This window comes from Nostoc mirabile CHAB5784 (assembly GCF_020829645.1).
Lineage (GTDB): Bacteria > Cyanobacteriota > Cyanobacteriia > Cyanobacteriales > Nostocaceae > Nostoc > Nostoc mirabile.
Genome location: NZ_JAIVFS010000054.1, coordinates 32938 through 54527 on the forward strand (window position 1 = coordinate 32938; position 21590 = coordinate 54527).

The 21590-nt window shown below is 44.1% G+C and carries 22 protein-coding genes; 14 read left to right on the plus strand and 8 right to left on the minus strand.

All coding sequences use genetic code 11. The annotated features are described in order from the left end of the window. Window positions 1–206: 206 nt before the first annotated feature. Both LC653_RS27355 and LC653_RS27360 read left to right on the plus strand, forming a co-directional pair. Entirely contained in the window at window positions 207–1652 is a 1446-nt protein-coding gene (locus tag LC653_RS27355) for a RecQ family ATP-dependent DNA helicase (RefSeq protein WP_229497815.1), read from the plus strand. Window positions 1653–2453: 801 nt separating this feature from the next. After that, window positions 2454–4343, plus strand: coding sequence for a S9 family peptidase (locus LC653_RS27360; RefSeq protein WP_229497816.1), 1890 nt, complete (start codon window positions 2454–2456; stop codon window positions 4341–4343). Window positions 4344–4468: 125 nt separating this feature from the next. Here LC653_RS27360 and LC653_RS27365 read toward each other — a convergent pair whose 3' ends face one another. Then, window positions 4469–5752: an RNA-guided endonuclease InsQ/TnpB family protein gene (locus LC653_RS27365; protein WP_229497817.1), complete on the minus strand. Its 1284-nt coding sequence runs from the start codon at window positions 5750–5752 to the stop codon at window positions 4469–4471. A gap of 268 nt (window positions 5753–6020) precedes the next feature. Here LC653_RS27365 and LC653_RS27370 point away from each other — a divergent pair, with 268 nt between their 5' ends. Continuing rightward, window positions 6021–6344: a PadR family transcriptional regulator gene (locus LC653_RS27370; protein ID WP_229497818.1), complete on the plus strand. Its 324-nt coding sequence runs from the start codon at window positions 6021–6023 to the stop codon at window positions 6342–6344. 415 nt (window positions 6345–6759) lie between these two features. Here the strand turns inward: LC653_RS27370 and LC653_RS46980 are convergent, their stop codons facing one another. Continuing rightward, window positions 6760–6894 carry a hypothetical protein gene (locus tag LC653_RS46980; protein WP_308189150.1) on the minus strand — a complete coding sequence of 45 codons (135 nt, stop codon included), beginning with the start codon at window positions 6892–6894 and terminating at the stop codon, window positions 6760–6762. Between the two features lie 141 nt (window positions 6895–7035). Here LC653_RS46980 and LC653_RS27380 point away from each other — a divergent pair, with 141 nt between their 5' ends. After that, window positions 7036–8247, plus strand: a complete 1212-nt coding sequence (locus LC653_RS27380; RefSeq protein WP_229497819.1) for a chromate transporter — start codon at window positions 7036–7038, stop codon at window positions 8245–8247. Between the two features lie 333 nt (window positions 8248–8580). Here the strand turns inward: LC653_RS27380 and LC653_RS27385 are convergent, their stop codons facing one another. Genes LC653_RS27385 through pheS form a run of 5 tightly spaced genes read right to left on the minus strand, consistent with a single transcriptional unit; the run spans window position 8581 to window position 10780 of the window. Then, window positions 8581–8922 carry a DUF4926 domain-containing protein gene (locus LC653_RS27385; protein WP_229497820.1) on the minus strand — a complete coding sequence of 114 codons (342 nt, stop codon included), beginning with the start codon at window positions 8920–8922 and terminating at the stop codon, window positions 8581–8583. Next, window positions 8919–9251 (minus strand): DUF6883 domain-containing protein, encoded by a 333-nt coding sequence (locus LC653_RS27390; RefSeq protein ID WP_229497821.1) that lies wholly within the window; start codon window positions 9249–9251, stop codon window positions 8919–8921. Before LC653_RS27390 ends, LC653_RS27385 begins: the two co-directional genes overlap by 4 nt. A gap of 43 nt (window positions 9252–9294) precedes the next feature. Next, window positions 9295–9531, minus strand: a complete 237-nt coding sequence (locus tag LC653_RS27395) for a type II toxin-antitoxin system RelE/ParE family toxin (RefSeq protein WP_229497822.1) — start codon at window positions 9529–9531, stop codon at window positions 9295–9297. Further along, window positions 9528–9743, minus strand: coding sequence for a hypothetical protein (locus LC653_RS27400; protein WP_229497823.1), 216 nt, complete (start codon window positions 9741–9743; stop codon window positions 9528–9530). The genes LC653_RS27395 and LC653_RS27400 overlap by 4 nt, the downstream gene beginning before the upstream one ends. A gap of 44 nt (window positions 9744–9787) precedes the next feature. Then, window positions 9788–10780, minus strand: a complete 993-nt coding sequence (gene pheS / locus LC653_RS27405) for a phenylalanine--tRNA ligase subunit alpha (protein WP_229497824.1) — start codon at window positions 10778–10780, stop codon at window positions 9788–9790. Between the two features lie 411 nt (window positions 10781–11191). On the opposite strand from pheS, the gene surE reads away from it, so the two are divergent. Beyond that, entirely contained in the window at window positions 11192–11989 is a 798-nt protein-coding gene (surE, locus tag LC653_RS27410; protein WP_229497825.1) for a 5'/3'-nucleotidase SurE, read from the plus strand. A 287-nt stretch (window positions 11990–12276) separates the two neighbouring features. After that, window positions 12277–13173, plus strand: a complete 897-nt coding sequence (locus tag LC653_RS27415; RefSeq protein ID WP_229497826.1) for an MBL fold metallo-hydrolase — start codon at window positions 12277–12279, stop codon at window positions 13171–13173. 292 nt (window positions 13174–13465) lie between these two features. Here LC653_RS27415 and LC653_RS27420 read toward each other — a convergent pair whose 3' ends face one another. Further along, window positions 13466–13609, minus strand: coding sequence for a hypothetical protein (locus tag LC653_RS27420; protein ID WP_229497827.1), 144 nt, complete (start codon window positions 13607–13609; stop codon window positions 13466–13468). A 51-nt stretch (window positions 13610–13660) separates the two neighbouring features. Here LC653_RS27420 and LC653_RS27425 point away from each other — a divergent pair, with 51 nt between their 5' ends. The 8 genes from LC653_RS27425 (at window position 13661) to LC653_RS27460 (ending at window position 21518) form a co-directional block, all read left to right on the plus strand. Continuing rightward, window positions 13661–14743: a bifunctional riboflavin kinase/FAD synthetase gene (locus LC653_RS27425; RefSeq protein WP_229497828.1), complete on the plus strand. Its 1083-nt coding sequence runs from the start codon at window positions 13661–13663 to the stop codon at window positions 14741–14743. Between the two features lie 124 nt (window positions 14744–14867). After that, window positions 14868–15776: an AAA family ATPase gene (locus LC653_RS27430; protein ID WP_229497829.1), complete on the plus strand. Its 909-nt coding sequence runs from the start codon at window positions 14868–14870 to the stop codon at window positions 15774–15776. A 353-nt stretch (window positions 15777–16129) separates the two neighbouring features. Continuing rightward, entirely contained in the window at window positions 16130–16315 is a 186-nt protein-coding gene (locus LC653_RS27435) for a hypothetical protein (RefSeq protein WP_229497830.1), read from the plus strand. Between the two features lie 123 nt (window positions 16316–16438). Next, window positions 16439–16696 (plus strand): type II toxin-antitoxin system RelN family antitoxin, encoded by a 258-nt coding sequence (locus LC653_RS27440; RefSeq protein WP_229497837.1) that lies wholly within the window; start codon window positions 16439–16441, stop codon window positions 16694–16696. Then, window positions 16686–17069 (plus strand): type II toxin-antitoxin system RelE/ParE family toxin, encoded by a 384-nt coding sequence (locus tag LC653_RS27445; RefSeq protein ID WP_229497831.1) that lies wholly within the window; start codon window positions 16686–16688, stop codon window positions 17067–17069. The genes LC653_RS27440 and LC653_RS27445 overlap by 11 nt, the downstream gene beginning before the upstream one ends. A 149-nt stretch (window positions 17070–17218) precedes the next feature. Continuing rightward, window positions 17219–17812, plus strand: a complete 594-nt coding sequence (locus LC653_RS27450) for a cytochrome C (protein WP_229497832.1) — start codon at window positions 17219–17221, stop codon at window positions 17810–17812. 326 nt (window positions 17813–18138) lie between these two features. Continuing rightward, complete coding sequence (gene secA, locus LC653_RS27455; protein ID WP_229497833.1) at window positions 18139–20931, plus strand: preprotein translocase subunit SecA; 2793 nt, start codon at window positions 18139–18141, stop codon at window positions 20929–20931. Between the two features lie 284 nt (window positions 20932–21215). Continuing rightward, window positions 21216–21518, plus strand: coding sequence for a UPF0175 family protein (locus LC653_RS27460; protein WP_229497834.1), 303 nt, complete (start codon window positions 21216–21218; stop codon window positions 21516–21518). The last annotated feature ends 72 nt before the right edge of the window (window positions 21519–21590 follow it).

Here is a 21590-nt window from a genome sequence, read left to right on the forward strand (position 1 = left end):
CTTCAGGAAACGTTGGTTTTCCAAGATTCTCAAAATAACTTTGGTAGAGACGTAGCATTGCTACGTCAAAACAATTCTTTTTCACTCCTATGTCTAATCTTGTAGTCAGTGGGTTGCAACCTGAGATGATGAAATTACTGAACCATTAGCTGGATAACAGAGGCTATATTCAGTTTTCAAGGATATAAATGTATATACTATTGATTATGAATCAGCCTACAATAAAATCTTGGCAAGAAGTTCTCGCTACGTTTAAAAAAATCTGGGGTTATGAAGATTTCCGTTCGCCACAAGGAGAAATTGTCAGCAGTTTATTGGCACAAAAAGATGCACTGATTATTATGCCCACAGGTGGAGGAAAATCGATTTGTTTTCAACTTCCCGCGCTACTACAAACAGGATTAACTTTGGTAGTTTCGCCCTTGGTGGCGTTGATGGAAAATCAAGTTCAGGAACTATTACAAAGCAATCAAAAAGCAGCACTTTTGCATAGTGAATTACCTTCATTTCAACGCCGTGCAACTCTGCAAGCTTTAGAACGTCAACAGCTAAGATTACTTTATTTATCCCCAGAAACTTTGCTAAGTGCGCCAGTCTGGGAAAGATTATGTCAGCCGCAATTGCAAATTAATGCCTTAATTTTGGATGAAGCCCATTGTTTAGTGCAGTGGGGAGACACGTTTCGCACAGCTTATCGCAGATTAGGGGCAGTGCGTCCTGCATTGCTAAAATCAAAACCACCAGGAACAAAAATCAGCATCGCCGCTTTTACTGCGACTGCTGACCCGTTAGCCCAAAAAATTATTCAAACAGTTTTACAATTACAGCAACCAGAGATTTTCCGCTTGAATCCCTACCGTCCTAATTTGCATCCCAGTGTTCGCATTGCTTGGACACCACGAGGTAGAAAACAACAATTATTAAAGTTTATTCAAAATAGACCGCAACAATCGGGGTTAGTTTATGTTCGCACTAGGAGAGATAGCGAAGATTTAGCCGAATGGTTAGCAGACATGGGTTATGCAACAGCTAGTTATCATGCGGGATTGGGTGCAACCGAACGCCGTGAAGTAGAAGCAAGCTGGTTAGGTGGCAAAATTCCCTTTGTTGTGTGTACCTGTGCGTTTGGCATGGGGATTAATAAAAGCAATGTCAGGTGGGTTGCCCACTTTCACGCACCACATTTGTTATCTGAATATGTGCAAGAAATAGGCCGCGCTGGAAGGGATGGGAAACCGGCAGAAGCGTTGACGCTGGTAAGTGAACCTACGGGGTGGTTAGATCCAGAGGATAAGCAAAGACAGGAGTTTTTTCAAGAAAAAATGCGATCGCAACAACAAATAGCGCAGCAACTTGTGAAAAAATTACCAAAACAGGGAGAAGTGAATGCAGTAACCCGACAATTTCCTGAAGGTGCTACAGCGCTAGCTTTACTCCACAGCAACGGTCAGCTAAACTGGCTTGATCCTTTTCATTACACCATTGCTCAAAAAGCCGGAAATCAACCAGCGACGCAATTACACGCTGCTAAACAGATGCATCAATACCTGACAACTAAGCAGTGTCGTTGGCAGTTTTTGTTAAATGCCTTTGGTTTTGACAAAGAAGCTGCTAACTTGCGTTGCGGACATTGCGATAATTGCCGTCAATGAGTATCAAAGACTCGTCAGCGAGTATAAAAGGTGGATGAATGGAGCTAAAAGCCTCGTTCACGAGTATAAAAAGTGGATGAATGGAGCTAAAAGCCTCGTTCACGAGTATAAAAGGTGGATGAATGGAGCTAAAAGCCTCGTTCACGAGTATAAAAGGTGGATGAATGGAGCTAAAAGCCTCGTTCACGAGTATAAAAGGTGGATGAATGAAGCTAAAAGCCTCGTTCACGAGTATCAAAGACTCGTTCAGGAGATCAATACCTTATCCCTTATATAGGACTAGTATTTGATTTTTGAAATGCACGTAGTGGACTGTCTACGCAAAATAGTGCATTAGACGTAGGTTGGGTGGAGCGGAGCGCAACCCAACATATATCAGGATGTTGGGTTACGCAAAGCCTCCACCCAACCTACAATTTTTTTGCAACTCGTTCACGAGTATAAAAGGTGGATGAACGGAGCTAAAAGCCTCGTTTATAAGTATCAAAGACTCGTTCAGGAGATCAATACCTTATCCCTTATATCATGTTTGCATAATTAGTTATGATTTCCACAGTCATTGCACCCCACACGCTATCCGGCTCCACTTGGGGAGACCCCAAGACCGCACTGGCTCCCCAAAATCTCCCCTCCCCGCAAGCAGGAGGGGAGACGAAGCGACGATTGTCGGGGTGGGGTTCTTCGGGTTTAATAAGTAATCAAGCGAACATGATATTATTCTCCAATGAGGTTCATCCAATAGGATGAATTGTCATTTTCATAACCAAGTGACAATAGGGAAGTCAAGTAGAGGATGAAAATATGTCATCTGCTCAAGCGCCCTCCCTACCACCGCTAATTCCGCGCGAAATTCTGTTTGGTAATCCCGAAAAAACCAGCCCGCAACTCTCGCCTGATGGCAAGTACTTGGCATATATTGCCCCTGATAAGAAAAATGTCTTGCAGGTTTGGTTGCGAACTGTAGGACAAGAAGACGACCAGATACTAACTGCCGACAAAAAGCGCGGTATCCGCATTTTCTTCTGGACTTATAACGCCGACCAGTTGATTTATATGCAGGACTCGGATGGCGACGAGAACTTTCACCTCCACTTGGTTAATATTCACTCCAAGATTGTGCGTGACTTAACGCCATTCCAGGGTGTAAAAGCCGAACTCGTGGAACTGGAACCCAAATTTCCAGATCAAATGCTGGTAGCTTTGAACTTGAACAATCCCCAAAAGTTTGACGTTTACCGCATCAACTTAAAAAATGGTGCTGTGGAGTTCGACACTGACAACCCCGGTAACATTATCAGTTGGACATCTGACGCTGATTTCCAAATACGTGCAGCGACAGCTAGCACAGCCGATGGTGGTTACGACCTCTTATTGCAGAAAACGCCAGATAAACAGTGGGAAATTCTTCGCCACTGGGGGCCAGAGGAAGAAGGGAATTCTATAAGTTTCTCGGCTGATAGTAAAACCCTTTATATTCAAGGGAATCACGATGCTAACGCCAAACGTCTGCTAGCTGTTGACTTAGACACCCGTCAAGAAACTGTCATTGCTGAAGATGAGCAGTATGATGTCGTGGGGATAATCATTCAGCCACTGACGCGAGTTATCCAAGCAGTTTCTTTCTACAAAGATAAACAGGAATGGCAAGTAATTGACCAGAGTATCGCCGCAGATTTTGAGGAAATCGCCAAGGTGCGTCCTGGAGAATTCTCTATAATTAGCCGCGACTTGGAAGATAAAACTTGGGCTTTAGCTTATAGAACTGACGATGGCCCAGTTTATTACTATGCCTACAACCGAGAGTCAAAAACTAGTACCTTCCTCTTTAGTAACCAACCCAAACTCGAAACGTTGCAGTTAGCTTCAATGCAACCGATTTCTTACGAAGCGCGGGATGGCTTAACTATCTACAGTTACCTAACAACTCCTGTGGGAATACCTACTCAGAATCTACCAACAGTACTCCTGGTTCATGGTGGCCCTTGGGCGCGGGATACTTGGGGTTTCTCTCCCACAGCGCAATGGCTAGCTAACCGGGGTTATGCTGTTCTGCAAGTGAACTTTCGCGGTTCCACTGGCTACGGTAAAGCATTTTTGAATGCTGGAAATCGAGAATGGGCTGGCAAAATGCACGACGATTTGATTGACAGCGTGAATTGGTTAGTGGAAAAAGGCATTTCCGATCCGCAAAAGATTGCGATTATGGGCGGTTCTTATGGTGGTTACGCCACTCTAGTGGGGTTAACTTTTACACCAGAAATCTTTGCGGCTGGTGTGGATATTGTGGGGCCGAGTAACCTGATTACTTTGATAGAAACTATACCGCCTTATTGGGAACCATTGAAGGCAATGCTTTTTCATCGTGTCGGTAACTTGGAGACAGAAGAGGAATTTTTGAAATCGCGATCGCCTTTATTCTTTGCTGACCGAATTCAAAAACCTTTACTTATCGGTCAAGGTGCAAACGATCCACGAGTGAAACAATCAGAAAGCGATCAAATTGTCAATGCAATGCAGCAGGCTGGTTTGCCAGTACAATATGCACTTTACACTGATGAAGGACATGGTTTTGCCAGACCAGAAAATCGGCTGCACTTTTTTGCGATCGCAGAAGAGTTTCTCGCCAAATACTTAGGCGGAAGATTTGAACCTTTAGCAGATATCCCCGGTCACTCAGGAATTGTTAGATAAAGTCTCACGCATGGTGGTTAGTGTAATTCACTGACCACCTTTTGGCGGGAAGTATTGGAGAAACTTAGACCTTATAGTTCCAAATCACTCCCGTCAAGTATAGTCAGACGTTTGTGAGATTGGATTTAAGCAACTCTACTTTCAGCATGGACACGCTTAAATAGTGGAGTTATCCGCCTCGGATGCACTACCAGACATCCCCTATCCCTTAAAATAGACTTGAGACAGTCGAATCCTTCGGGATTACTTTTTCTGCCGATGTTCAATGCACCGTTCACATCGGCATGAATTTTAAAACCATTCTTACTCATATACCACGCACGTTTGACGCGCCTCCCGGAGAAGACGTGTTTTACCTTATTGTTAGAGTCATAAGTTGGGATGATGTCCCAATCAATCGCTAAAGCCCGACTGGTGTAGGATTCTTCTGCTACCTTAACGGTGATCCCGACTCGTTCGAGTTTATAAGTCAGCATCGTTAGGAATTTAGCGTGGGGTATTTGAGTAAAGTTCTGGTTTGTACGCTTGCCTAAATTAAGATGAGTTTTCCATTGTTCGTTTTTACCTATTGATACATGAGTTACTCCTAAGCGCAAAAATTCATCCATAATCATTTTTGTCGATTGGTGCAAGTAAGAATCTACAAAATTATTCCGGTTACGAACTATGTTTGCAATCCGCTTTGATGTCCCTCTGCCATTGGGCAAGAATCCTCGCTTATTTGCAATCTGCTTGTTATAAAACTGGTTATCTGATTTTAATGGCTTACCATTGACAGCAATTGGTTGAATTGTCGGGTCATTGAAAACAATTGTCGCTAGATTGTCAAGTCCGATATCAATTGCTGCATTGAGTTGGGGGTTCAGACTACAGAAGAAATTACTATTGTCTGAAATCTCATAAACTATTTCGATAACAAAGCAACCAGTGCGCGGCACAATCCTAACTTCGCATAAGTCCTCAAACTTTAGTTCCGGTAGAATAGGAATTTTGATTGGTGACATTGACGGAACAACCCAACCCTTGCTAAATTCCCTCTTCCCAACTGCTTGATTATTAAATTTAACTAAGTTTTTGTCGTCAACATAACTTGGCGCTTTTGGAAAACCAGTGAATTTAGTTGGTTCAATCCGATAGACTTCTAAGGCTTTATAGTATGCGATCCAAGCGTCTGCATTTTGTTTCAAAACAAGTTGAGATACTTTAGCTGGCAAAGATTTGTAATTTTCGTCTTGCTTAAATAAAGCATCTAATTTGGCTTGTGTTTGAGTTCCCCATCCATAGAAAAACCCCTGACGTTGTGTAAATTGAGCCGTGTTATAAAGCTGGCGAGAAATTGTGGTAACTTCAACACAATAAGCAAACCATTCATGCCCATCTTTGATTACGTGTTTTTCTACTTGCCGCATGATGACTATTTACAACCTGAAATTAATATACCATACTCCCGATATCTGAATATATTTGATTAGATTAGACTATATTTTGTTTAAAGTTTTATCATACCATTTCACTTTAATAATGATACAATGCCATGCCCCTACGATAAATCGATATGTATCAAAATTTTCGTGAATTGGTATTACCCATGTGGGAACCCCTATAGTTCTGGGCTGCTTTGCCAGTGGAATGGAAAAACCGGACAATAGCCCGATATAAGCGAAAATAAAATTCTAAGTGTCGCAAAAGCCTTGCCTAATGGATGGACGAGAGTTCTACTCAAGCTTGATTCGGCTTCACATTCTGCATCATGCAGTTCAGGAGCCAATATTTGGGCTAGGCGTTATTGAAGAACTAGCACGTCACGGCTATAAACTCAGTGCTGGAACACTCTACCCAATGCTGCATGAGATGGAGCGCAAGGGATATCTATATTCCATTGAGCAGAGATCGGGGCGGCAAAGCCGACGACTCTACCGAGCTACCGATTTAGGAAAAATGACTCTAGAGGATGCTAAAGAAAAGGTACGGGAATTATTTGGCGAATTGTTCGAGGAGTAGTGGTGAGTGCTGAGTATGGATATGAGGGATATGAAGGAGATGAGGGAGCAGTGGAAAACTTTTAACTCCTAACTCCTAACTCAGAACTCAGCACTATTCAAGAGAGGCTTTCTAAAAACTGCTTGAAATGAGGTTGCTCTGGGTTGATATCAAGTTCTTTTGCTCTTGCTAAAACCTGTTCACGGTTCAGCTTTTATTGAGTTGCAAAAGCAATGAGTGCTAAGGCGCTGGCTCGTCCACCTGCACCACAATGAAAATATACAGGAGTCGGCAATTCTTCTAGTTCTCTAAGAACTTTTGCAGTCAAGTTATCGTTGGCTTGGGTTGGCTTGAGTGGAACATTGACATATTCAAGACCTACGGCTTGGGCATGTTGCTGTTCGTCTTCTAAGGCTCCAGTTTCATCAAGCGATGTCTAACGACAAGCCGCTTTGCGTCTACGCAGATTCACCACAGACTTATATCCTTGATCGGCAAGCTGTTTTAGTGTCTCTGGGGTTGGCTGTCCACCTGCCGAAAACTCATCGCTCACCTTCTTGACATCACTCATATATACCCCTTAATCTCGATTGTATTACCGTACTTACTAGTTGAATGCATAGTATCACAAATTAATTTCTAAGTATATAGATTTCCGCTATCGAATTTCGATATCTTAATTCTGTCATGATCATTAATCAGGAAAATTATAATGACGCAAGAAGCTGAGGATATCCAGAAAGAGCAAGAAGTAGTTTCCTATAAGGCTTTGACTCCCAGACAACAGAAGCAGCGATTAACAGAACTGGCAACGGTGTTTTTACGACTGGGGACGATCGCTTTTGGTGGCCCTGCTGCCCACATCGCCATGATGGACAATGAAGTGGTGAATCGTCGTCAGTGGATGAGCCGGGAGAAACTGCTAGATTTGCTAGGGATTACGAATTTGATTCCAGGCCCCAACTCGACGGAATTAGCCATTCACATTGGCTACGAACGAGCCGGATGGCGTGGTTTAGTAGTTGCGGGCAGCTGCTTTATTCTACCTGCGATGCTGATCGTTTGGGCATTAGCCGCCATTTATGCTCGCTATCAAACAGTCCCCCAAGTGGAATGGCTGCTCTATGGAATTAAACCTGTAATAATTGCGATCGTGATTCAGGCTGTGTGGAATCTGGGGAAAAAGGCAGCTAAAGACGTGCCGACGATCATTGCAGGGGTGGCAGCGATCGCAGCCTACTTAGCTGGATTCAACGAAATTTTGGTGCTGATTTTACTAGGTATCGCTGTCATGCTACTAAAGAATTGGCAAGCTAGAGGACACACAAGTGGAGCATTCCTGTTACCTATTTCAGGTATTCTGGCGCAGGTTGGTAGTACAACAGCAGTTACATCAGTCAGTTGGATTAGCGTCTTTGCCTTCTTTCTCAAAATTGGATGTGTTCTCTATGGGAGTGGTTATGTGTTGCTGGCATTTCTGCAACGGGATTTGGTCGAGCGCAACCAGTGGCTGACATCACAGCAGCTTTTAGATGCCGTAGCGATCGGGCAGTTTACACCGGGGCCTGTTTTTACCACCGCAACATTTATTGGGTATTTGCTAGCAGGAAATGCTGGGGCAATTGCTGCTACAATTGGCATTTTCTTGCCAGCTTTTGTGCTAGTTTGGGTGGTTAATCCTTGGGTTCCTAAGTTACGTCAATCTTCCTGGGCAAGTGGATTTCTGGATGGTGTGAATGCGGCTTCTCTCGGATTAATGGCAGGAGTAGCTTACACATTAGGACGAGCAGCGCTAGTGGATTGGTTAACAATTATCGTAGCAATTGTGAGTGCGATCGCTGTGTTCCAATTCAAAATCAATTCTGCCTGGTTAGTACTGGCAGGAGGAGCGATCGGATTTGCTTCACACATATTATTAGGTTAAAGATAGCGATATAAAAGTGGTTATAAAACTTTTTTGATGAGTAATATGATGTCCGGGTAATTAACCATAATAACCGGAACCCCACCCCGCAAAAGCTGCGCTTGAGCTAACCTCCCCGCAAGCTCTTAGGGGTTGGGGGTGGGGTTCTTTTATTATGGGTGATTTGGCGGACATGATATAATTTTTAACTTTTTAGTTTTACATTGTTCAGTAATTATCTAACTTTCCAAGCTGGATTGAGTGCTTTCTCCGGCTTGGAGTAATTGCTGTGCGGTTAATTGTAAATGTGGGAAAATAGTAGAAGCGATCGCAGAAGATTTTCTCGCCAAATAGTTAGGTGGGAGATTTTAACCTACTCTGATGCTCAGACTCTTCTTTTTGCAACAGAAAATCGAGATAGTCTTGTAATTGCAACAGCCTCGCTCCAGATAGCTGGCGTAACTTGGCTAAAATGATTTCTTCTTGCTGCAACTGGGCAATGGGGATAATTTGAGATGCTGCGACTTCGACTGTCACATGGGGCAAATCAAACCCTTCCAGACTATACCCGTCCTCTTCCCCTTCAGGCATGGGATAATGTTCCACAATTGTTGCAACATTCCCTCGCTTGAGGTTGTATTCTGGTAAATCCTGTGCTAAAGCAACTTGAGAGAATAAGGGGTACTGTACCTTCATAAGTTAGCTCCTTGATCTGGCACTAAGGTGACAAATTTGGTTGTATCGTTTGCAACCATCCAAATGGTTAAGATATTTAGTTCAACACCATTAAGCCCTCGCAGACACGCACGAATAGCATACTTCTGCCCATAACGAGTTGTTTCGATCGCCTCGGCAGGTTGCGTTAAAACTTGAGCGCGTAGATCCCGTTCCAGTTGTTGCCAATTGTCTAGTGTGTATCCAGCCCTAGCCAGAAATTTAGATTTATCGTCTTTGGGCAACGGTACAAGCAGATACTTAGTTAGCTTTTCTTCTGCGATTATTGCATCCTGCGGTAAAAAGGCCATCAACTCATGGCATGAATTTTGAGTAGGAATTATTGACTACATTTTACTGTTTGAAATGATGAAACTTTTGACAGCGATCGCACCTCTCAAATCCCTTCGTTGAACACGCCCAAGCTCCAGACAGTTTGCCTTTAAGCTTATGAGTCTGCAACAGTGGATCAAATGGATCGGCGGTTAGTAGTGCTAACCGCTCTTGAATTCGCTCTTCTAATTGTGGCTGTCGTCCCACCAATCGTTTAAATGCTCGTTTAAACGATGATGCTAGAACTACAGTTCTCACTTGCGTAACTCATCCATTATTTGAGTAACTGTTCCACGGAAAACTTTACCAGTTTGGTATTCTACTTGTGCTTGAGTGATATTAGCAGAAATTTCAGAACGCCGTCGTTCTGCCAATCGATGACGTATCAGATCAATTAGTGCTTCTTGTTCATCTACTGATAAGTTTTCGACGCTTTCTAGAACTTGATCTAACCTAGAGAATGAGGTCATTATTTCTTGTTACCTTGGTTGCAGTACATAACTATTACGTATGCCTAAAATTGCTGCAAAAACCGCAAATCACTAGCATACAAGCGACGAATATCATCGATTTGGTGTAACACCATTGCAAAGCGTTCTACACCAAAACCGGCAGCAAACCCAGTATAAACTTCTGGGTCATAACCCACAGACTTAAGTACATTTGGATCGACCATACCGCAGCCCATCACCTCCAGCCAGCGTCCATTCCACTGCAAATCCACCTCAGCAGAAGGTTCAGTAAAGGGGAAATAACTGGCGCGGAAGCGAATTGGCAAATCGCCAAATATTGCTTGTAAAAATACCTTAATTGTGCCTTTGAGGTCTGTAAAAGTTAGTCCCTCGTCAATGGCTAAAAGTTCTATTTGATGGAAAACAGCCGAGTGAGTCGCGTCTACATTATCTCGCCGATAAACTCGCCCTGGAGCCACAACCCGAATCGGTGGTTCTTCTCTCTCCATGTAACGAATTTGCACTGACGAGGTATGAGTCCGTAAAAGATTACCGTCTGGCAGGTAGAAGGTATCCTGCATATCACGGGCGGGGTGGTCAGGCGGGGTATTAAGAGCCTCAAAATTATAGTAATCTGTTTCCATCTCTGGCCCTTGAGCCACGGTGTAGCCCATACCGACAAAAATATCCAGTGCCCGGTCGATAATACCATTGAGGGGATGAATGCGACCTTGGGGGCTGTAAATTCCCGGCATAGTAACATCCAGAGTTTCAGCCTCTAGCTGTACCTGAATTTGCGCGGCTTCCAAGGCGACGCGTTGCTGGTCTAGACTAGTTTGCAAGGATTCTTTGACTGTATTGGCGATCGCTCCAATTTTTGGTCGTTCCTCTGCACTAAGGCGCCCCATACTTCGCAACAGTGCCCCCAGTTCGCCTTTTTTACCCAGATAGTTAACTCTGAGTTCCTCCAGACGTTCTAAGGTGTCGGCGGCTGCGATCGCTTTTTCTCCTTCTTGCCGCAGTGCTAAAAGTTGAGCTTCTAAATTGCTAGTCATTAGTTATTAGTCATTGGTCATTAGTCATTAGTCATTAGTCTATATTCAAAAGCTGTAAGCTGCTCGATAAATCAACTTACAGCTATGCCATCAATATCAGCCAAAGGGGAGGTTTCCGGCCATCAGAACTTTTCAAGGCGAATTTTTAATTTTGAACTCTGCCTTGCGGTACTAGTACAGCTTGACATAAATGCAGGTAACATCTCAATATCCAGCTAAAATACATCTCAATTAACTAGACAAAAAGCTGAAAGCCCCTTGTTAAAAGTAGGCAAACTTCCGCCACAGTCTACTAATGAGTGTGTATAGTTTTTTGCTGCTTGTGACCTCAGACATTGACAAATGGCTAATAACAAATAACAAATAACTAATGACCAATGACCAATGACTAATGACCAATGACCAATGACTATGAAATTACTAATTAGCAACGATGACGGCATTTCTGCCTTGGGTATTCGTACCCTAGCCAACCACTTGGCAGAGGCAGGTCATGATGTGAGTGTAGTTTGCCCAGATCGAGAGCGATCGGCAACTGGACACGGATTAACTCTGCACCAACCCATTCGCGCCGAAATTGTTGAAGGGATTTTTCATCCTGCTATCAAAGCTTGGGCTTGCGATGGTACGCCTTCAGATTGCGTCAAATTGGCGCTGTGGGCTTTGCTAGATACTCCCCCCGATTTGGTTCTCTCTGGCATTAATCAAGGTGCGAATTTGGGAACTGAAATCTTGTATTCCGGCACTGTTTCGGCGGCAATGGAAGGTTTAATTGAAGGCATTCCTAGTGTAGCGCTGAGTCTTATTAGTCACACATCTAAAGACTTTAAACCTGCTGCTAAGTTTGCCAAAATTCTCGTAGACCAGTTAGCCCAAAAACCCCTGCCAGATTTAATGTTGCTCAACGTCAATATTCCTGCCCTTAAGTGGGAAGAAATTGCTGGAGTTACTCTTACCCGTCAAGGAGTGCGGCGTTACATTGATGTGTTTGATAAACGAGTTGATCCTCGTGGAAAGACGTACTACTGGTTAACCGGAGAGGTAATTGAGGATGTAGAACCCCCAACCGGATTCAATCTGCCTCAAAATGTACCGTTAGATGTACATGTTGTACGTAAAAACTACATCAGTATCACTCCGTTACAATACAACCTTACTTACGCAGATGGGCTAAATAAATTATCTGAATGGGAATTCAATTTTCGGTGAATCATTTGATTTATCAGGATAAAACTAGAATTATTTAAATGCATCAGAGAAAAATGTAGGCTATAACGTAGGGGCACTCTTGAAATAACCGATACACATCGACCTGAAAAACTGGAAAATTTTACTTGAGAGTATTTCATTCACATTTACACAATCAGCCAGAAACAGGGTATGCTGTTTTACCAAGAAATCCTTCCTCTAGCAGAATCAGTGAGACAGCATAAACTTAGACAAAATAAGTAGCAATTTTTCCACTTATCGCCCGCTCAGTCCAGCAAGCAATACACATGTCTAGGATAGAGAATCAATTTACCGTACAATTTTGGGGCGTTCGCGGCAGCATCCCCAGCCCAGGGCCAAACACCGTTCGTTACGGCGGTAATACCCCTTGCATATCAATGCAAGCGGGCGATAAACGCTTAATTTTCGATGCTGGCACGGGACTACATGTTTTGGGGCAATCTTTATTGCGCCAAATGCCGTTAGAAGCTCATATATTTTTTACCCACTCTCACTGGGATCACATGCAGGGTTTTCCCTTCTTTACCCCAGGATTTGTGAAGGGGAATGACTTTCATATCTACGGCGCGATCGCACCTGATGGTTCTACCATAGAACAGCGCCTCAATGACCAGATGTTGCACCCGAACTTTCCCGTACCCTTGCAAATTATGCAAGCCAATTTAAATTTCTACGACATTCGACCGAGGCAACCAATCCACATCGATGACGTTACCGTAGAAACAGCACCTTTAAACCATCCAGGTGAAGCTATAGGATACCGCGTCAACTGGCGTGGTGGCGCTGCTACTTACATCACTGATACCGAACATTTTCCCGACCGACTCGATGATAATGTGCTGTGGCTAGCTCGTAATGCTGACATTCTGGTTTACGATTCCACTTACACAGACGAGGAATACTACTCCCCCAAATCCCCGAAAATTGGCTGGGGACATTCTACCTGGCAAGAAGCGGTGAAAGTGGCACAAGCTGCTAACGTCAAAACTCTGGTGATTTACCACCACGACCCCGCGCACGATGACGACTTTCTGGATAGTGTAGGCAAACAAGCAGCTGCAAAATTTCCTGGGGCTATCATGGCACGGGAAGGATTGGTACTTCAGATTCCCACCTCAGTGGTCTTATCAGAATCTTTTCCTATTAGTAAGTTTTCTACCTAAAGATTGCGATCGGAGGAATTGGAGATTTTAGATTAGATTGGTGATCAGAAGCTTTCAGCGCGAGAGCGTACCTGTTGGCTGTACGGTGAGACAGCGCTGCCCAGAGTTGTCACGCCAACCATAGGATAAGGGCGACAACAGGAGGACTACTTTATAGATTCACCAACACAGCCCAGACACCCACAGACGCCCTAAGATTGCGGCTAAACCTTCGTTGCAGTCTTAACAAGGAACTAGAGCCTTTTTAGCTCTGGTATTTGGGGTTATCTGGACTTAGTAATTAGCTGTCAAGCTAATAGCACAAGATACCATCTTGGGCAACTTCCCGTGGGTTAGGCTTTTGGCTGATAGCTAAAAGGGGTAGCATCAACACCCTGGCTGATCGCCAAGACCTCATGGGCAGTTGGTGAATGTCCTCCTCAAGGCGGTTTACCATAAGGTAGCTTCCTGCTGATAGCTAAAATAAACCTAAAATCTCAGAATCCACGTGCTAAATTTGTCTCAAAATGGGTGTTCTGTGTGGGTTGCTTCTTCTTCAAGCAAAGGGCTGCTAACGCCGACTGCTGTTGCCCTTGGCAAGTTTGATGGTGTTCATCTTGGTCATCAAAGGGTAATTCAGCCAGTCTTGCACGCTGATGGTCAGTTGTCAGTAGCTAGTAGTCCGCAGTCAAAGGAAAATCAACAACTAGCAAATGAAGAATATATTTACTCAACAGTTGTCACCTTTGACCCCCATCCACAGGAATTTTTTACGGGGCAGCCCCGGACTTTGTTAACGCCACTTGATGAAAAAGTCCAACAATTGCGATCGCTTGGGGTAGAACAACTGGTACTACTACCCTTTGACAAAGAATTATCTGCTTTGACCCCTGAAGAATTCGTCGAAAAAATTCTTGTGCAACAACTGCGATGCCAGCAAATTAGCATCGGGCAGGATTTTTGTTTTGGCGAAAAGCGCAGTGGTACTGCCAAAGATTTGCAATTAATCGCCGCCAAGCACAATATCCCCGTTACCATCATTCCCTTACAAACTTATACAGGTAACTCGCCCACCGAAAGCAGTTGCGTCAGTAGGACTCCGACTCAGGATGCCCGCATTAGCACTTCATTAATTCGCCAAACCCTTGACCAAGGTGACATCGAAAATGCAAATCTCCTACTAGGACGCCCCTACACTCTCCTTGGTGTTGTCGTTCAAGGTCAACAATTAGGCAGAACAATTGGCTTTCCCACCGCCAACCTCCAACTACCAAAAGAAAAGTTTTTGCCCCGCCAAGGAGTCTATGCTGTCCGCGTTTTCACTCTCAGTGAAACATCAGATGTCGCTCCTAGTGAAAGCTTAGGCGTAATGAATATCGGTAACCGCCCAACTTTAAATGGTACTTATTCATCTGCGGAAGTACATTTATTCGATTGGTCTGGTGATTTATATGGCAAAAAACTGGCTGTGGAACTAGTGAAATTTTTGCGCCCTGAACAAAAATTTGCTTCTCTAGAAGCCCTGAAAACACAAATTAAACTTGACTGCGTTGTTGCTAAAGAAGTTTTGAGTGCTAAAGCGCAAAGTTAAAAGTTAGGAGTTAGCAGTTCTAAGTGGGAACAATGTATTTAGGGAAATTGGGCATGGGGAAAACTCTTTCCTCATACTCCCCATTCCCCACTCCCCATTCCCCACTCCCCACTCCCCGCACCGCATGAGAGAAAAAATTGACGCTCTAACACAAAATCTGGCTCTTACCATCGTTGGCAAAGCTGAGGCGATACGTTTAGTGCTAGTAGCCTTGCTAAGTGGTGGTCATGCCCTGCTAGAAGATGTCCCTGGTGTTGGTAAAACCCTACTCGCTAAATCTCTAGCTCGTTCACTGGATGGTAAGTTTCAACGACTACAATGTACCCCCGATTTACTGCCAACTGATATTACCGGCACTAACATCTGGAACCCAAAAAGCGGCGAATTTACTTATCTTCCTGGGCCAATTTTTACCAATATCCTCCTAGCTGACGAAATTAACCGCGCTACACCCCGCACTCAGTCAGCTTTACTGGAAGTCATGGAAGAACATCAGGTAACAGTCGATGGTGTCTCTCGTGCAGTTCCCCAGCCCTTTTTTGTCATTGCCACTCAAAACCCTATTGAGTATCAAGGTACTTTTCCACTACCGGAAGCACAAATGGATCGGTTCATGTTGTCGCTGAGTTTGGGCTATCCTTCCGAAGCAGAAGAACTCCAAATGCTGCAAAATCTCCAAAATGGTGTGAAGGTTGCTGATTTGCAGCCTTGTATTACCTTGGCAGAAGTACAGGAATTGCGTTACCTCTGCTCTCAAGTAAAAGTGGCAACCTCTTTGCAACAGTACATGCTCGAATTGGTACGAGTAACACGGCAAGATGAGGAAATAGCCCTTGGTGTTAGTCCGCGTGGCACATTAGCATTACAACGGGCTGCCCAAGCGCTAGCTTTTCTATTAGGGCGTGATTATGCCATTCCCGATGATGTGAAATTTCTCGTCCCTCATGTTCTTTGCCATCGCCTCATTCCTAGAGGTGGACGGAATGCAAGAACTGTTGTTGAGCGATTATTGCGATCGGTTTCTATTCCTTAAAGATAACTGTTGCTTCTAAGCTTTTAACTCTAATTGTTTTCTCTTGAAAATGCTATTAACAGAACCTGAAATCCAACAAGTTCTAGACTAAGCTCAAGCTGCTTTTCCCAACTTGAGTAACTGGGAATACAATAATGAAAAAAATGGGGAAAGTTTGTTCTTAACCCCGATGAGCTAATGCCACGACATTTTTTTATCACACTCGATACCTATTATGAAGCAATACGCTTGGGTTAAGGATAATTGTAGGTTGGGTTGAACTTTAGTGTTACCCAACAAATGGCCGAAAATGTTGGGTTGAGGGACGAAACCCAACCTACACATTTTTATTTTTTGGGCTTAACCCAAGCGTATTGACTTATGAAGATAAGTGGCAAGGATGTCTAACGATAGGGCAACACAGCTATCTTTGGTCAAGTGCTGATGTCGGTGATGCCCACTTGCTAGATACAGAACCAAGTGAATCTTTAGAAGAGGCAATTACTGTACTGAAAGCAAAAATGGTAGAACTGTTAGCAGCTTTTTCCGTAGTTGTCTAAAAGAGGCAGTTATGAGCAACTCAAGCCACTGCTTATAACTGCCTTTCCTTTACGGAGATTCGTCCTAATGCACCTAAAATCCTTCAAATGTTAGGATCTCCTACAAAATCAGGTAGACAACAAATGAAAGCGATCGAAGTTACCGGCAGGATTGACTCTCAGGGAAACCTAGTTTTAGATGAGCCGATTCAGGGAACTACTTATCCTCATCAGGTTCGGGTGATTGTGTTGGTTCCAGAACAGGTAGAAGCAGAAGAGGTTGATCCTGATGATACACCCGTTGAGGAGATTAAAGCCAGCTTGAGGAGAGCCTTGCAGCAAGCAAAAGCTGGTCAAACTAGACCACTTAGTGAGCTATGGGACAGGATTGATGCAGAGTGATAATGCGATTTCAATTCGATTTTCCGATGAGTTTGAGCAGGAACTTTACAGACTATCAAAGAGATTCCGCAATATTCGCTCTGATGTTCAACCGATTATTGAGCAATTACAACAAAGAAATTTTGTAGGCGATGCCTACGGCGGGCTACGCCTACGCATTGCAGGCATTGGGGAAGAGTATATTGTTTACAAGGTGAGAGTTCGCAACAGTAGTATCCAAAAAGGTAAGAGTGCTGGATACCGATTGATTTATCAAGTTGAATCACCTACAAGTATTTTGCTACTAACAATTTATTCCAAATCTGACCGAGAAGATATTGGTGCAATTGAAATCCGAGATATTCTGGCTGATTTTTCTAGTGAGTCAGGTTAAAACTGCTAAGAGATTTTTCCTTGCAATGTTGAGAGATGCACAGACGCAGAAGGGCTTGCCAATAGGCATTGCTATGTTGCTACTGCCAACGCTGGGTAAGTCCTATGATTAGCACAAGCGCCACTTCTAAATATCTGGGAATGTGAGGAATGTCAATTTTTGTTAAGCGCAAAATCCGCGATCGCGAAAATCGCCCGCCAAAGAGCGATCGCCAAGTACTACAGCAAAGCGCCGAACGCCAATTCAAACGCCAATTTTTCGGTTTACTTCTGGTAATTGTAACCTGGAGCCTAGCTATGGGTTGGCTTCTAGCCTTGGCAACTAATGCCCAAAGTGCTACTCCTAACGCCGAAATTGGCACTGTTGACGTAGTGCCTGCACAGTACCAATTAGGACAAGAACTGTATTTGGAAAACTGCTCCACATGCCACATCGGCTTACCACCAGCCGTTTTACCCACCCAAACTTGGAAAAATCTCCTGGAAGACTCGCAGCACTACGGCGCACAACTAAAGCCTTTAGTCGATCCGTCACGCATCTTGGTGTGGAAATATCTTTCGACTTTCTCCCGTGTTCAGCGAGACGACGAAGAAACACCCTATCGCCTTAATAACTCGCGTTATTTCAAGGCTTTGCATCCAGGAGTTAAGTTACCACGTCCCGTCCAGGTTGGTAGCTGTGTCAGTTGTCATCAAGGCGCTAGTGATTACAATTTCCGCCGCCTGACAGCAGAATGGGAGTGAGGAGTAGAGACGCGATTAATCGCGTCTGTACAGGAGTGAGGAGTTGAAAAATTCATAACTCCTAACTCCTAACTCCTAACTCTATTCCCCCACTCCTTCTCTGGCCCCATCTGAGGGCAAAATGATACTATGAAGAAAGACTAAATAATCAGATAAGAGTTAAAACCAATCATTTAGTAAACTGATTGCCTCGTTTTTCTCCTGTTTTTGAGTTAATTCTCATTTGACACCCATCCACAACCAAGAAGGTTGGGTTGGGTTAAATGTTTATAATCAATGCCAAACCTTTAATCCCCATCCCCCTTGATTCAGTTCTATAATCTGCCATGCTAAAACTTTTGTTGGGCGACCCCAACGCTCGTAAGCTTAAAAAATATCAACCTTCTGTTACTGAAATTAACCTTCTAGAGGAAGAAATTAAGGCTCTTTCCGATGAGGAGTTAAAAGGTAAAACCGTCGAATTTAAACAACGGTTTGCCAAAGGCGAAACTCTGGATGACCTATTGCCCGAAGCTTACGCCGTTGTCCGAGAAGCAGGACGGCGAGTCTTGGGCTTGCGGCACTTTGATGTTCAACTCCTTGGCGGTATCATTTTGCATGTAGGGCAAATTGCCGAAATGAAAACCGGTGAGGGTAAAACGCTTGTAGCAACCTTACCGAGTTATTTAAATGGCCTTACTGGTAAAGGTGTACACGTCGTCACTGTGAACGATTACCTGGCTCGTCGGGATGCTGAATGGATGGGACAGGTGCATCGGTTCTTGGGGCTGAGTGTGGGGCTAATCCAGTCAAGCATGACTCCCAGTGAACGCCAAAAAAACTATGATTGCGATATTACTTATGTTACTAACAGCGAGGTAGGGTTTGACTACCTGCGGGATAATATGGCGACATCAATGGCAGATGTGGTGCAACGCCCGTTCAATTATTGCGTGATTGACGAGGTAGACTCGATTTTAATTGATGAGGCGCGGACACCCCTAATTATTTCTGGGCAGGTGGAAAGACCTACAGAAAAGTATCTGCAAGCAGCTGAAATCGCATTCACACTCAAAAAAGACGAGCATTATGATGTGGATGAAAAAGCTCGTAACGTGCTTTTGACAGATGAAGGCTTTGCGGAATCGGAAAATCTTTTGGGAGTCACAGATTTATTTGACCCAGAAGATCCTTGGGCACACTTCGTTTTCAATGCAATTAAAGCCAAAGAACTTTTCCTCAAGGATGTAAATTACATCGTCCGTAATGGCGAAGTGGTAATTGTAGATGAATTTACCGGTCGGGTGCTACCCGGACGGCGTTGGAGTGACGGATTACACCAGGCTATTGAAGCCAAAGAACACGTAGAAATTCAGCCAGAAACTCAAACTCTAGCGACAATTACTTATCAAAATCTGTTCTTGCTGTATCCAAAACTGGGTGGAATGACCGGAACGGCAAAAACGGAAGAACCGGAATTTGAAAAAATTTACAAATTGGAAGTTGCGGTAATTCCTACCAACCGCGATCGCAGACGCCAAGATTTGTCTGATATGGTCTTTAAGACAGAACCGGGCAAGTGGGGTGCGATCGCTAGAGAATGTGCCGAAATGCACGAACTCGGCAGACCTGTATTAGTAGGAACCACTAGTGTGGAAAAATCCGAACTTCTCAGCCGACTATTGAAGGAATTGGCGATTCCCCACGAATTACTCAACGCCCGTCCCGAAAACGTCGAGCGTGAGGCGGAAATCGTCGCTCAAGCTGGACGAAAAGGTGCTGTTACCATTGCTACTAACATGGCTGGTAGAGGTACAGACATCATCTTGGGTGGTAACTCCGAATACATGGCACGTCTGAAGCTACGGGAATACTTCATGCCCCGGATCGTCATGCCAGAGTCAGAAGATAGCTTTGGCGTTCAAAGACCAGCCGGATTGCCTACAGGACACGGTGGTGGTCAAGGCTTTGTCCCTGGTAAAAAAGTCAAAACTTGGCGGGCTTCGCCAGAAATTTTCCCCACCCAATTGACAAAAGAAACAGAAAAACTGCTCAAAGATGCAGTAGAAATTGCGGTGCGAGAGTATGGCGATCGCAGTTTATCGGAATTGGAAGCAGAAGACAAGGTAGCTGTAGCCGCAGAAAAAGCTCCCATTGATGACCCTGTAATTCAGAAATTGCGAGAAGCTTACAACCGTGTTAAGCAGGAATACGAACAATTTACTACCCGCGAACATGATGAGGTAGTGGGAATCGGTGGTTTGCACGTAATTGGTACAGAACGCCATGAATCGCGGCGGATTGATAACCAGTTACGCGGACGTGCAGGAAGACAAGGCGACCCTGGAACCACGAGATTCTTCCTCAGTTTAGAGGATAATCTACTGCGGATTTTTGGAGGCGATCGCGTTGCTGGGTTAATGAATGCCTTCCAAGTGGAAGAAGATATGCCCATCGAATCTGGGATGCTTACCCGCAGTTTAGAAGGCGCACAGAAAAAAGTTGAAACCTACTACTACGACATTCGTAAGCAGGTATTTGAGTATGACGAGGTGATGAATAATCAGCGTCGTGCTATTTATGCTGAACGCCGTCGGGTGTTAGAAGGTCAAGACTTGAAAGAACAGGTGATTAAATACGCTGAAAAAACGATGGATGACATCGTTGACTACTATATCAACGTAGACTTGCCCTCGGAAGAGTGGGAGTTAGAAAAGCTGGTTGAGAAAGTTAAAGAATTCGTCTATCTGCTAGCGGATTTGCAGCCAAATCAATTAGAGGATATGTCAGTCAGCGAGATTAAAGCCTTCCTGCATGAACAGGTGCGAATTGCTTACGACCTCAAAGAAGCGCAGATTGACCAAGTTCAACCCGGACTCATGCGCCAAGCTGAACGCTTCTTTATCTTGCAACGCATTGATACACTGTGGCGGGAACACCTGCAACAAATGGATGCCTTACGCGAATCGGTGGGATTACGTGGTTATGGGCAAAAAGACCCACTGATTGAATACAAGAGCGAGGGTTACGAACTGTTCTTGGATATGATGGTTAACATTCGCCGAGATGTGGTGTACTCGTTGTTCATGTTCCAGCCGCAGCCGCAGCAGATGGTGCAGGCTTCGTCTGAGATGGTGTAGTAGGGGATATCTCATGCAGAGACGCAGAGGCGCAGAAAGTGCTTTTGCGTCTTTGTTGAATGCAATCGGAAGTTGCAGGTTTTGCCGATGAATTCTGAGTAAACTTATCTGAGTGTAAGTAAGTCGGCACAATAAAACCAAACTGTATGAAGAAAAGTAAACAAGACTCAAACCCTTTTTTGCCTGCCTTCTGCTGCCTGCCTTATAAACGATAATTATTTACACCGACCTACTTATTGTAAGCGATCGCAGAGTAAGCTATAAGTAAAACGCTGTTTTTGGATATGAGTCAATTTGTGAGTTCAATTAACCTGCAATTATCTCCAGATTCCATAAATCAAGGTGAGCAGGCTATTCGTCAGGAAATTGCCTTGCAGTTATACGACCAAAATATTTTTACTTTTGGTCAAGCACGCCGCTTGGCTAATCTATCTGTATGGGAATTTCAGCAACTTTTAGCGCAACAAAAAATTCCCCGCCATTATACTGAAATGGATTTAGCAGATGATATTGAGTCAATTACAACAGGTTCCAATACAGTTCGGTTAACGTGTTTATTCGTCGAAGATCCCCCCAACCCCCCTTAAAAAGGGGGGCTTTTTTTTCTTATTACCCCCTTTTTAAGGGGGTCGCCACAGGCGGGGGGATCTTATCCGAAC